Raw genomic sequence first — 12,974 nt, 5'->3', positions numbered from 1 at the left:
GCCGAGCACCAGCCTCGAAGTCGTGGATGACACGGAGTACGTTTGCTGTGATCTCCTTCATGCGAGCAGTCACGAGGCTGTTGACATCACGCATCTTAAGCTCACGGTCACGGGTTCCATCGGGAGAGCTGAGCGTGAGCGTCTCGTCATCGTAGGCATCGGTAAAAGGGGTTGCACTCTCCAGCTTGATCTTCTCTGCCTCGGGATAGGTGATGTGGAGGGACATCAGGTCGTTGGTAATGTTTTTCGAACCAAAGGGGATGACCCGTAGGCACTTCAGCGTGTCGTTTTTGTAGATAGCGACAGAGGAAGTACCCGCCCCAATGTTGACTAGCGCCACGCCGAGCGTCTTAGCATCGGGGTAGAGGAGTACGTCCGCCTCGCAGCATGGTGAGGGAAGGATAGCCTCTAGCTCAAGTCCTAGACGGTCCTCGATAGCCATACGGATGAAGTTGACATTGCTAGAGCGGGTCGTGATGAGGTTGAAGTGGATCGAAAACTCCGTGCAGAGCAGACCCTTGATATTCCGCTCCACGCGTCCGTCTACGAGACAATAAGGGTCAGAGACGTCTAGCACCTCGTGAGCGTTGAGTCGGTAGTTCTTGACACGCTCATTGATTAGGTTGATATGGTAGTCGCTGATCTCCTCCCCGTCAGGATTGTCCATCTTATGATTGATCTTGTAGGAGCGAGACATAAGGGACTTGCCACCGAAGCCTACGTAGACCTTTTTGATCTCTGTGTGCTTGTCGGGGAGCTGCTCGTTGAGCCGATCTATAAGTACCTTGAGCTTGTTGTGTAGCTCCTCCATATTGTTGACGACCCCCTTGCGGATTGCGTTGCTTGTGGGCACCTCGGCTATTGCGATAGGGAGGACTTTGCCATCCTTCTTAGTACCTACCATACCCCGTATGGTAGCGCTACCTAAGTCTATGGCGGTGTAGAGATCTTCGTTGTATGACATTCGAGTGCTTGAGATTAAGTCGTGAGAGTGGTATTATAAAGTCTGTGCCGGGAGGCTTGGTCGGGAGTGTTGTAGTGCTCCCTCCTCCGATGGGACAGTTACTATCTGGTCTTTGTACTCCAAATTTACTGAAATAAAGCTATTCCAGCCAAATATGGGTATCACTTGCTCTACGAAGAGCTTGAGCTTGTCCAGCTTCTCCTCCCAGTTAGAGCTAGTGCCAAGGATAATCTCCGTGTTGCTAGCTCGTGGCGTGGCGATGACCCCTCGGTATGGATCTACATAGATGTGTATGAATAGATCTCGCCAGAGAGGGTCAGAAAGGATTAGTTGCATCAATGGGTAAAGCTGATGAGAGGCTTGCTCTACAGATATGCTCCCGCTGACTGGCAGGAAGGTCGTATAGTAGTCCTCGCTACGCTCTATCGGCACCACCGTCTGATCCTTGCAGACGAAGTAGTTACCCTGTGGTGTGAGGAGCGTAAAGAGAGGTTCGCGCTGTAGCATGGATACGTGCAGCACACCCCCTGGAGTAGTGTAGAGGTCTATGTGGCTAAAGAGTCCGTTGCGTATCAACTGTGACTCGATAGCCATTGTGGAGAGTGAGTCTACCGACTGACCTATGGGGCGAAAGCCTAGCGCCTTCAGTTCGCTCACGAGGTCTCGCTCCGGCATCAATGGGTGCTCACCCTCATACCTAATATCCGCCTTCACGTCGACGATACGTGCTGGCGCTATCTGAGGAGGCACGAGTGCCATGTAGCAGAGCAGTCCTACGAGGAGCAGAGCGAGAGAAAGGTATAGGTAGCGCATCCCTTATAGTGTAGCTAGATAATCTCTGATCGGGAGGACCAGCTTGTCAATGTCTCCTGCACCGACCGTGACCACCACGCGTGGCAGTTCTATCTGTCGAAGCAGAGGCAGTAGCTCCTCCTTGGTACATAGCCAGCGGTGTGGCGCTGTCAGCTCCTTGTATATAAGCTCCGATGTGACGCCAGGCATAGGCTCCTCACGGGCTGGGTAAATGTCTAGCACGATCACCTGATCTACATGTGAGAGGCTCTTGGCAAAGTCCTGATAAAAGTCTGCCGTGCGCGAGTAGAGATGTGGCTGGAAGATAGCCAGCACATCCTCCGAACCGTAGATCTCCTTGATCGAGCGAATGGAACTGTCTAGCTCCACTGGGTGATGCGCATAGTCGTCAATGAGTAGGTGACGATCTGTCTGCAGTACCAGCTCGAAGCGTCGCTTGGTACCTCGGAAGCTCTCCACGCCTCGTACGATGTTCGCAGGAGCGACCCCGTTGAGATAAGCGATGGTCATAGCTGCCGTAGCATTCTCCAGGTTAGTACGTACAGGCACCCCGAGAGCGACCTGCTCTAGATGAATCCCCGCCTCTGGGTAGTGCCAGTCGAAGCGGATTGTCCCATCTCCGACGGTCACATGGTCGTAGTAAACGTCCGCCGTAGAGGCACTGCCATAGGTCAATGTGCGTACGCCTTCTGCTAGGTGTGGCTTGATCGGTAGCCCTTCCTTCATCAGTAGCGTGCCACCAGGCTGTATTTGGCTACAAAACTCTTCGAAGCCTGCTAGGTACCCCGCATAGTCTCCGTAGATGTCTAGGTGATCCGCATCGGTCGAGGTCACTACAGCCATATAAGGGTTGAGGTGTAGGAACGAGCGGTCATACTCGTCCGCCTCTACCACCAGCAGATCGGAGTGGTCGGAGTAGATAAAGTTAGATCCCGTATCCACAGCCAGTCCACCGATGAAGGCGGTACAGCCCACCTCCTTGGCACCATCTAGGATATGCGCTAGCATGTTGGTCGTCGTGGTCTTGCCATGCGAACCAGCAACAGCCAAAGTGCGATAGCTCTCGGCTATGACGCCAAGCGCCTCAGCGCGCTTTAGTACACGGAAGTGATGACTACGCAGATAGCATAGCTCAGGGTGGTCGTGCGGTATAGCAGGCGTGTAGATGACTAGCGTATTGTCAGGAGTCATCGGAGCGCTCTCCAGCCACGAGGCATCGCTGTCGTAGTGTATAGCGATGCCTAGTTGCTCTAGCTCGTCGGTGTACATGTTGTGTGAGCGGTCGTAGCCCGACACATTGCATCCCTTGAGGTGATAGTAACGTGCTAGAGCACTCATGCCAGCACCTCCGATACCGATAAAATAAACGTAACTCATGCGTTAGCGAATGGTCTTTGCAAAGTAAAAAGAGACTACCACAGTAGCTCCATCTGATCCACGATGCGCTCCACAGCTTGCGGTGTAGCGAGGTCACGGAGCGCCGCCTTCATCTCCTCTCTCCGCGTCTCATCTTTGAGTAGCTCAGTGATGGTGAGCCCCATCTGGCCTACCGCTTCGCTATCTGGAAGGAGGATTGCAGCGCCACGAGTAGAGAGTGCACGCGCATTTTTCGTCTGATGATCCTCAGCCACATTGGGCGAAGGAATTAGGATGGCTGGTAGCTCCGAGAGACAAAGCTCCGAGACGCTCAGGGCACCCGCACGAGACACTGCCACATCGGCCAGACTGTAAGCTAGATCCATGCGCTCTACGTAAGCTGATACGTAAGCACGCTTGCTAATATCATATTCCTTGATGAGCTCCTGTGCTTCATGCTCGTAGCTGCGTCCCGTCTGCCAGATCAATTGATAGCCTAGCTTGCTCCACTCAGGTAGCGCAGCCACGACCGATTCATTGATCGTCCTAGCCCCTAGACTGCCGCCCATGACCAAGATAGTACGTGACAGTGAAGAGGGGAGCGTAAAGTAAGCGCACGCCTCCTCACGGGTCGTATGGTTGTACTCGATAGCGTGGCGTACGGGATTGCCCGTTAGGATGATCCGATCACTCGGGAAGAAGCGCTCCATACCTGGGTAAGCGACGCAGATACACTTCGCCTCACGAGCCAGGAACTTATTGGTCACGCCGGCATAGCTGTTTTGCTCCTGTAGGAGCGTCGGGATACCGCTACGCTGAGCCTCCTTGAGCGTAGGGGCGCTCGCATAGCCACCCACACCGACGGCTAGATCGGGATGAAAGTCTGCCAAAGTCTTGCGAACCATCAGGCGGCTCTTGATCAGAGAGCGCAGCACCTTAAAGTTGCGCCAGAGACGCTTGCGATCCATCCCCATGACAGGCAGACCAACGATCTCATAGCCTGCAGCGGGGACACGCTCCATCTCCATACGTCCCAAGGCTCCAACGAAAAGTATCTGACTCTCGGGATAGCGTCGACGTACCTCGTCGGCAATAGCTAGGGCGGGGTTGATATGTCCACCGGTACCGCCTCCGCTGATGATCACTCTAGGTTTGTTTGGCTCTTGCATAGCACGATGAGATCGATAAAGTCTACTGAGATAAAAAAGGTCTGTCGCAGTCAGTGCTAGCAAGCCCGACTGCTATCGCTTACAAATGTACGAAAAAGCACCCAACCGCCTGCCTCTCCTCCGTTTCATACGGACGAAACTTTATTTTCATACGGAGGAAAATCTGTTTTCATAAGGAGGAAACAAGCAAAAGTGCGGTTAAGGGTTGCGAATCTGCTTGGACAGGCTCGGCAACTTCTTGACGAATCATGTTTCCTCCTGAGGTATTCGGAAATCTCCATGGAGGAAATCAGAAATTCTTCCGAACTTCGAAATCTTTCTTCCGAAGTTTCATTTCATTCTTCCGAACTTTTATTTCGCCCCTCCGTGGGGATTTTGGCTTTCCTCCGAGCTATTTGAGTATTCCTTCCGAAGAATTGAACTGTGGTAGGCGCAAAAAGAAAAAGACTCAACCGCTTTTTGTTCAGCGATTGAGCCTTATCTGTATAGTCTTTGGGCACTGTCAGAAGGAGCGACAGCGTCTGGTGTGGTAGGCTAGCTCTGTGCTAGTAGGGGAAGTCGCTCTCCTCGTCGTCGGTGGCCATCGGGTTGAAGTCTGAGGCGCCGACGTTAAAGGTTTGCCCGAAGGGATTACCAGCCTCTGCGCCTGGCGTGACTCCTGGAGTAGCAGATGATGTCTGTCTTGCTTTGACGCCATTGATCTGGGAGGTGTAGTGCATGTTTGCCTCTTCGAGTGGGTAGAACTTGGCAAACTCGCCTCGGAAGCCGATACGCACATCGCCGATAGGACCGTTACGGTGCTTGGCAATGATGAAGTAGCCGATGCCCTTGGTGTCTCCGTTGTCATCCTGCATGATGCCATACACCTCGGGTCTGTGCAGGAAGCAAACCATATCGGCATCCTGCTCGATAGCGCCTGACTCACGCAGGTCGGAGAGCTGAGGCACCTTGCTATTGGTCCCGCTATCGTTCTTGCGCAGCTCGACAGCACGGTTGAGCTGTGAGAGGGCGATGATGGGTATGTCTAGCTCCTTGGCTAGCATCTTGAGCGAGCGGGAGATGGTACTGACCTCTTGCTCACGGTTGCCAAAGTTCATCCCGCTGGCATTCATCAGCTGGAGGTAGTCGATGATGATGATCTTGATGTCGTGCTCTCGTACGAGACGGCGCACCTTGGTACGTAGCTCGAAGACGGAGAGGCTAGGCGTGTCGTCAATGTAGAGGGGCGTATTCTCCAAGACGCTGATACGCTCATCAAGTTGGGTCCACTCAAACTGCTCAAGCTGACCGCTCTTGAGCTTTTCGCCAGGGAGCTCGCAGACGTTACTGATCAGACGCTTGACTAGCTGCACGCTGCTCATCTCTAGGTTGAAGAGGGCAACGGGTATCTTGTTGTCCACAGCAATGTACTTGGCCATGGAGAGGACGAAAGCTGTCTTACCGATAGCGGGGCGCGCAGCGATGATGATGAGGTCTGACTTCTGCCACCCAGCTGTCATCGCATCGATGCCGTCAAAGCCAGAGGAGATACCGCTGATACCCTCGGCACTATTGGCGGCAGCCTTGATATCATCGATGGCAACTTTGAGGACCGTATTGATGGGCTGGACATCTTTGCGTAGATGCTTCTGCGAGAGGGCGAAGAGTGTTCCCTCGGCGGTCTCCATCTGATCCTCGATGTCGATGGTATCTTCGTAAGCTGCAGTGAGTACCTCGGTAGAGAACTTGATCAGGTTGCGACTGAGGGCTTTTTGCGCCACAATCATGGCGTGGTACTCGAGGTTGCCCGCACTGATGACACGGTTGGAGAGCTCGACGAGGAAGGGCATCCCCCCGACCTGGTCCAGCTTGCCATCACGCTGTAGTCTCTGGCTGACGGTATGCAGATCTATCGGCTGCTCCTCCAGACTGAGGTCGCGCATGACCTCGAAGATGATCTGGTGCGCATTGATATAGAAGCTCTCGGGCTCTAGGATGGTGCTGATCTCGGAGAAGGCCTCCTTCTCCAGTAGTATGGCGCCCAGCACAGCCTCCTCAATATCTGTGGCTTGAGGTGGTACGCGCCCCTCGGTCGTGCGGTCGAGAGAGGCTTGCGGCTTGCGGAGCTGCTTCTGCTGTGTAGGCTTTAGGGGTGGCATGGTCTAGATGGTTTGGCTAGGTGAGTGTTGCGTGCGGGGGACAAGTCGGTAGCCTAGACGTTGGAGCCTAGGCTGTGGCGATAAGATGAGCTGTGGAGGGGCTTTAGTCGAGCTTGAGGACAGCGAGGAAGGCTTTCTGCGGTATCTCCACGTTGCCGATCTGCTTCATACGCTTCTTACCCTCTTTCTGCTTCTCTAGTAGCTTACGCTTACGGCTGATATCACCACCGTAGCACTTGGCTGTCACATCTTTGCGCACTGCCTTGACGGTCTCACGGGCGATGATCTTAGCGCCGATGGCGGCTTGGATGGCTATGTCAAACTGCTGGCGTGGGATGAGCTCCTTGAGCTTCTCGCACATACGGCGACCGAAGGGGACGCTGTTGTCAAAGTGCGTCAGCGTCGAGAGCGCATCGACGGGCTCGCCATTGAGGAGGATGTCTAGCTTGACCAACTTGGAGGGACGGAAGTCGCTCAGATGATAGTCAAAGGAAGCGTAGCCTCGTGAGATGCTCTTGAGCTTGTCATAGAAGTCGATGACGATCTCCCCAAGAGGCAGATCAAAGTAGATCTCAACACGATTGCCACTGATGTACTCCTGCTTGATGAGGATGCCACGCTTGTCAAGGCAGAGCGTCATGATAGGACCGATGTAGGCGGTGTCTGTGATGATCGTGGCTCGTATGTACGGCTCATCGATGTGATCAATCTGCATCGGATCGGGCAGGCCAGATGGGTTGTGCACCTCGGTCACGCCGCCCTTCTTGTCATAAACGAGGTAGGAGACGTTGGGGACGGTCGTGATGACGTTCATATTGAACTCACGGTCGAGACGCTCCTGAATGATCTCCATATGGAGCAAGCCAAGGAACCCGCAGCGGAAGCCGAAGCCTAGTGCTGCGGAGCTCTCGGGTGTAAAGGTGAGCGAAGCATCGTTGAGCTGTAGCTTCTCGAGCGAAGCGCGCAAGTCCTCAAAGTCTTCCGTGTCAATGGGGTAGACACCAGCGAAGACCATCGGCTTGACCTCCTCAAAGCCTGCAATAGCCTCTGAGGCGGGGCGCTGAATGTGCGTGATCGTATCGCCCACCTTGACCTCTTTGCTGGTCTTGATGCCAGAGATGATGTAGCCCACGTCGCCTGTGTTGACCCGATCTCTCGGCATCATGTCAAGCTTAAGCACGCCTACCTCATCGGCGTCGTACTCCATACCTGTGTTGATGAACTTGACTTTGTCGCCCTTGGCAATAGAGCCGTTGACAATCTTATAGTAGGCGATGATGCCACGGAAGGGATTGAAGACGGAGTCGAAGATAAGCGCCTGCAAGGGAGCTTCGGGATCTCCTACGGGCGCTGGCACACGCTCTATGATGGCATCAAGGATTTCGTTGACACCCTGTCCCGTCTTACCACTGGCAAAGAGTACTTCGTCTGGATCTACTCCCAGCAGACTAACGATCTGGTCCTGCACCTCTTCGGGCGAAGCGCCTGGCAGGTCGATCTTGTTGACCACTGGGATGATGGTCAGGTCATGATCAATCGCCATGTAGAGGTTGCTGATGGTCTGCGCCTGTATTCCCTGCGAAGCGTCTACGATGAGTAGCGCACCCTCACATGCAGCTATGGAGCGAGACACCTCGTAGCTGAAGTCCACGTGTCCTGGCGTGTCAATCAGATTGAGCGTGTACTCCACATCATCCTTAGTATAGGACATCTGTATGGCGTGGCTCTTGATGGTGATGCCACGCTCACGCTCTAGATCCATATTGTCCAAGACTTGATCCTGCAGATCTTTCTTTTGGACTGTATTGGTATACTCCAAAAGACGATCGGCGAGGGTACTCTTGCCATGATCAATGTGAGCTATGATACAAAAGTTACGTATGTGCTGCATGTGCTAAAGGGATTCGTGCGCTAAACAAAGGGCAACTGTGCTACAGCTTATCTGCTGTAAGAAAGGAAATAAAGGACGGAGCCGAGAGGGGAGGCGAAGATTACTCCTCTTCGTCCTCCATATTGGTGAAGACGTTCTGCACATCTTCATCCTCTTCGAGTCGCTCAATGAGCTTGTTGAGCTCTTCGCGCTCCTCAGCGCTTACCGAGCGGGTGTCCTTGGGGACGCGGATGAACTCGACCGAGCTAATCTCAAATCCCAGTTCCTCGAGCTTGGCTTGGAGAGCCCCGTTCTGAGAGAAGTCGCCCTCGATGACCCACTCCTCCTCGTCTTGCTCTATATCCTCCACGCCATAGTCGATCAAGTCTAGGATCAGCTCCTCCTGGTCTATCTCTGCTTTAGGCTGAACGTGGAAGACGCAACGATGGTCAAAGAGAAACTCCAAGCTACCCGTCGTCCCGAGACTACCGCCAAACTTATTGAAGTAGCTACGTACGTTGGCGACCGTGCGAGTCGTATTGTCTGTTGCCGTCTCTACAAAGATAGCGATGCCATGCGGACCGTAGCCCTCATAGTTCATCTCCTTATAATCGGTGTTGCTGTCCTTGTCGGTAGCCTTTTTGATAGCACGCTCCACGTTCTCCTTAGGCATGTTCTCCTTCTTTGCCGTCTGGACGAGGACACGTAGTCGTGGGTTGGTGTCAGGATCAGGTCCGCCAGCCTTAACGGCAATGGTGATCTCCTTACCTAGCTTCGTGAAGACACGAGCCATATTGCCCCAACGCTTTAGTTTGCGTGCTTTACGATATTCAAATGCTCTTCCCATGATTGGATTGGATACTTAACTATGTTAGTTGATTGATATGTCAGATGATTGGATAAGCTAGTCTAGCCTAGCTTAGCTTAGCGAAGCGTGGCGTGGTACTCCTGCTCGATGGCTTGCCAGATACGCTTCATGGCGGCATCGATCTGGGCATCTCGTAGGGTGCCCTTGTCGTCACGTAGGTAGAAGCTCAAGGCGTAGCTCTTCTTACCCGAAGGTAGCTCCTTGCCCGTGTAGACATCAAAGAGCTCAACCCGCTGAAGTAGCTTACGCTCAGCCTTGCGAGCGGTGCTAGCCAATGCTTCGTAGGTAATGTTGTTGTCAATGAGTAGCGCTAAGTCACGCTTCACCGTTGGGTACTTGCTGAGCTCCGTGCTGACTACCTTGTGCTGTAGCAGATGCGCCATCAAGGTGTCGCTGTATAGCTCGGCGTAGTAGACAGGCTGCTTGATATCGCACTTCGTAAGCCAGTAGTTACTGATGACTCCTACGTAGGCGAGGCTCTTGCCCTCTCGATCGGTGTAGCAGACCACCTCGCTCCACAGGTCGTGGCACTCGGCAGGTGTAGTCACCGAGTAGTCTTCTGTCGTAAAGCCCATGTGTGCTAAGAGCTTCTCAACAACTCCTCGCAGCATATAGGGAGAAGTTGCTTCGCCAGCGGTCGTCCAGCTGTTTGGCATGAGCGTGCCCGAGAGCCACAGGCCTAGTCTGTGCGCTTGGGTGTACTGATCTAGGGGCGTAGTCGCCTGGTCGTTCTGCTTGTAGCGGTAGACGTTGCCCCACTCATAGAGAGCACAGTAAGGTTGCTTGCGGTGCACATTGTCAGAGATCGTTTCTAGACCACCCACGAGGAGGGTGGGGCGTAGCACGTTGAGCTCTTGACTCAGCGGGTTCTCTATCGGTACGAGCTGATTAAGGTCAAAAGCCTTTTGCCCCTCAAAGTATTGCCGAGAGGTGAGCGAATTATTCAATATCTCTCGATAGCCAAAGCCTGTGAGTAGCTCCGAAAGCTTGAGCTGAGCATGGTAGATATGGTCTTGGTCGCTCTGCTTAGAGAGACTCGCATGCACATAACCTGAGAGCGGGACGGCATTGTAACCGTAGATGCGCAGTACCTCCTCGACGACATCCACTGGACGTGTCACATCGTAGCGATAGCGAGGCACAGAGATGGCAAAAGCTTCGCCCTCCACAGCCTTAGGCGACATCTCCAGAGCGTCTAAGATGAGCTGTAGCTGCTCTGCCGTCAGGTCACGACCGATGGTCCGAGAGACATAGTCCGTAGAGATTGTCAACTCTACTGGATCCAGGTGCATACGATAGTGATCCACCGTCTCACCCGCTATGGTGCCTCCGCAAATCTCCAGAATGAGCGATACAGCACGCTGGAGCGCCCAGTCAGTCGCCTCGGGATCTAGTCCACGTTCGAAGCGGAAAGAGGAGTCGGTGCTCAGCCCGTGACTTCTAGCAGCGCGACGTGTGATCGTCGGATTGAAGTTGGCCGCCTCTATAAATATGTCTGTCGTCTCCATCGTCACGCCCGAGTCCAGTCCGCCCATCACGCCTCCGATGCAAAGCGGTGTGAGCTGGCTGTCGCAGATCATATTCTCCATGCCTGTGAGCTTATGCTCTACGCCATCCAAGGTGGTAAAAGGCGTGCCAGCAGGTAGATGAGCTATGCGCAGCTTCCCGCCAGCAATCTTCTGAGCGTCAAAAGCGTGTAGCGGTTGCCCGATCTCGTGTAAGACGAAGTTGGTCACATCAACCACCGCATTGATAGGACGCTGGCCGATGCTTTGTAGTCGCTCCTTGAGCCAGTCTGGGCTCTCGACACACTTCAGACCACGTATCGTCACCCCCTGGTAGCGAGGGCAATCCTCAGCGGAGACCTCCATCTCAACCTGTATGGCAGAAGCCTTCGCATCGACCGACTGAAGCTTCGTCAGGGTCGGACGCTCCGCACGGATTACATGACCCTCACGATAGGAGTAGTAAGCCGCTAAGTCGCGTGCCACGCCATAGTGCGAGGTCGCGTCGACACGGTTAGGCGTTATGTCTATCTCTATGACGGTGTCACTGGCCAGGTCAAAGTAGTCAGCCGCAGGTGTCCCAGGGCGTACCATCTCATCCTCTAGCACCCAGATGCCAGAGCTGTCAGCCCCCATACCTATCTCCACTTGCGAGCAAATCATACCCATGCTAGGTTCGCCACGTAGCTTGGACTTTTTGATCTTAAAAGGCTCGCCATCGGGTCCGTATAGGGTGGTGCCAACAGTAGCGACAACGACCGTCTGACCAGCAGCTACATTGAGCGCTCCACAGACGATCTGCACAGGCTCCTCCTCGCCGAGATCGACCGTGCAGACATGCAGGTGGTCAGAGTTAGGGTGGGGGATGCAAGTGAGCGTGCGTCCTATGACGACACCACGCAGACCGCCTCGTACAGACTCAGTCTGCTCGACGCCAGCCACCTCAAGACCGATGGCCGTGAGCGTCTCTGCTACTTCATTTGGATTATAACCCTCTAGACGAGGTAGATATTGCTGTAACCAGTTGAAAGATATATTCATACGAATCAGACAAGGGCTCTCTAGGAGCCGATGAATAGAGTTAAAAAGCGAGACACAAGAGACTAGTCGTCAGACTTGGTCTCCTTATTATATGGCGTGCTATTACGTAGCTCAACCTTGGAGTATGGACGTGGAAAGCCTTCGCCTGCAAAGAGTTCGGTAGCTCTACCGTTGAAGTCCCAGAAGAGATCCCACATATTGTCATTGGTACACCACACACGGATCATAATCGTATAGTTGCTCTCCGTCATATCAGAGATGACGGCTAGCACCCCTTGATCCTGTAGCACGCGCGGATCCTTGAGAAGCTCCGTGAGGAGAATCCCCTTGGCACGCTCAAAAGGTACGTCGTAGTCCACAAGAAACTTCCACTGACACCGTCTATTAGGCATCTCGGAGGTGTTCTTGATGATATTGGTGCTCAGATTACCATTAGGCAGGTAGATCTTTGTATTGTCCGTAGTGGTGATAGAGGTGTGGAAGATACCAATATCCTGTACCGTACCCTCGACATCTTGGTAAACAATGTAGTCGCCAATGCGGAAAGGGTGTGTAATCAAGATGATAGCTCCACCCGCAAAGTTTTGCAACTGACCAGAGAGTGCCATACCGATAGCCACACCGAGAGAGGCGAGCAAGGCAGCGAAGGATACAGCTGCAAAGCCAAGGATATTGATCACCATGATGACCAATACGATCCAAAGCCCCGCACGAGCTATAGAGCGTATGAAGTGCCGTAGTCCCAGCGGCTCAATACGTCTGTCGAGAATCTTAGTCACGCCCTTCATGACGATGCGTATCAGCCAGCGACCTATATAGAATATGACAAGTGCTAGCAGTACGCGGATACCTATATCAAGCGCTGCATCAATCCAAGAGCCGAGGGTGTCAGCTAGGTTGAAGTTGACGATGCTATCGACAATTTCCTCCTTCGTAAGAGCCGAGTCGGGGAGGATAATGTTTTCTGGATTTATCTCAGGCATACGTTTCTGTTTCGTTCGGACTATCGCTCGTGCGACAGCATTCAGTTAGCAGTGCCAAAGGTACAAAAAAGCGACAACCTAACCTCACAACGGTTAATTACAACTGGGGCTGACGGGCGAAACTGAATGACTGCAAATCCGACACTATCAAGGAAATCGGACAATTCCTCGGTGGAGCTTTTGGATTATCCAGCGAGAAAATGAAAAATTCATCGGAACTTTGAAATCTTTCTTCCGAAGTTTCATTTCATTCTTCCGAACTTTTAT

At 53.2% G+C, this 12,974-nt stretch carries 9 protein-coding genes; all 9 read right to left on the bottom strand.

Annotated elements, in window-relative coordinates; genetic code table 11:
* Window positions 1-964: cell division FtsA domain-containing protein (locus Q0X57_RS04615; RefSeq protein WP_297728330.1), on the bottom strand; the 964-nt coding region annotated here is incomplete at its 3' end.
* Window positions 965-997: 33 nt separating this feature from the next.
* Window positions 998-1,777 carry a cell division protein FtsQ gene (locus Q0X57_RS04610; RefSeq protein ID WP_297728327.1) on the bottom strand — a complete coding sequence of 260 codons (780 nt, stop codon included), beginning with the start codon at window positions 1,775-1,777 and terminating at the stop codon, window positions 998-1,000.
* A gap of 3 nt (window positions 1,778-1,780) precedes the next feature.
* Complete coding sequence (murC, locus tag Q0X57_RS04605; protein ID WP_297728324.1) at window positions 1,781-3,154, bottom strand: UDP-N-acetylmuramate--L-alanine ligase; 1,374 nt, start codon at window positions 3,152-3,154, stop codon at window positions 1,781-1,783.
* A gap of 35 nt (window positions 3,155-3,189) precedes the next feature.
* The gene (murG, locus tag Q0X57_RS04600; RefSeq protein WP_297728321.1) at window positions 3,190-4,302 is read right to left on the bottom strand and encodes an undecaprenyldiphospho-muramoylpentapeptide beta-N-acetylglucosaminyltransferase; all 1,113 of its coding nucleotides are present in this window, start codon (window positions 4,300-4,302) and stop codon (window positions 3,190-3,192) included.
* Between the two features lie 545 nt (window positions 4,303-4,847).
* Window positions 4,848-6,440, bottom strand: a complete 1,593-nt coding sequence (gene dnaB, locus Q0X57_RS04595) for a replicative DNA helicase (protein WP_297728318.1) — start codon at window positions 6,438-6,440, stop codon at window positions 4,848-4,850.
* A gap of 103 nt (window positions 6,441-6,543) precedes the next feature.
* A complete protein-coding gene (lepA, locus tag Q0X57_RS04590; RefSeq protein WP_007365168.1) occupies window positions 6,544-8,331 on the bottom strand; it encodes a translation elongation factor 4 in 1,788 nt (595 codons plus the stop codon).
* Window positions 8,332-8,431: 100 nt separating this feature from the next.
* The gene (locus Q0X57_RS04585; RefSeq protein ID WP_297728313.1) at window positions 8,432-9,157 is read right to left on the bottom strand and encodes a YebC/PmpR family DNA-binding transcriptional regulator; all 726 of its coding nucleotides are present in this window, start codon (window positions 9,155-9,157) and stop codon (window positions 8,432-8,434) included.
* A 77-nt stretch (window positions 9,158-9,234) separates the two neighbouring features.
* On the bottom strand, window positions 9,235-11,724 hold the full coding sequence (gene pheT / locus Q0X57_RS04580) for a phenylalanine--tRNA ligase subunit beta (RefSeq protein WP_297728310.1): 2,490 nt from the start codon (window positions 11,722-11,724) through the stop codon (window positions 9,235-9,237).
* A 62-nt stretch (window positions 11,725-11,786) separates the two neighbouring features.
* Window positions 11,787-12,707, bottom strand: a complete 921-nt coding sequence (locus Q0X57_RS04575) for a mechanosensitive ion channel family protein (RefSeq protein WP_297728307.1) — start codon at window positions 12,705-12,707, stop codon at window positions 11,787-11,789.
* Window positions 12,708-12,974 lie beyond the last annotated feature (267 nt).

Origin of the sequence: uncultured Porphyromonas sp., from assembly GCF_947254915.1 — a bacterium.
In the GTDB taxonomy this organism is placed as follows: Bacteria; Bacteroidota; Bacteroidia; order Bacteroidales; family Porphyromonadaceae; genus Porphyromonas.
Note: the sequence above shows the minus strand (reverse complement) of the source record. Positions and strands in the feature narration are given on the sequence as shown.

Coding starts and splice junctions, on each gene's coding strand:
- Q0X57_RS04610 (WP_297728327.1), bottom strand. CDS start 1,777: ATGCGCTACCTATACCTTTCTCTCGCTCTGCTCCTCGTAGGACTGCTC.
- murC (WP_297728324.1), bottom strand. CDS start 3,154: ATGAGTTACGTTTATTTTATCGGTATCGGAGGTGCTGGCATGAGTGCT.
- murG (WP_297728321.1), bottom strand. CDS start 4,302: ATGCAAGAGCCAAACAAACCTAGAGTGATCATCAGCGGAGGCGGTACC.
- dnaB (WP_297728318.1), bottom strand. CDS start 6,440: ATGCCACCCCTAAAGCCTACACAGCAGAAGCAGCTCCGCAAGCCGCAA.
- lepA (WP_007365168.1), bottom strand. CDS start 8,331: ATGCAGCACATACGTAACTTTTGTATCATAGCTCACATTGATCATGGC.
- Q0X57_RS04585 (WP_297728313.1), bottom strand. CDS start 9,157: ATGGGAAGAGCATTTGAATATCGTAAAGCACGCAAACTAAAGCGTTGG.
- pheT (WP_297728310.1), bottom strand. CDS start 11,724: ATGAATATATCTTTCAACTGGTTACAGCAATATCTACCTCGTCTAGAG.
- Q0X57_RS04575 (WP_297728307.1), bottom strand. CDS start 12,707: ATGCCTGAGATAAATCCAGAAAACATTATCCTCCCCGACTCGGCTCTT.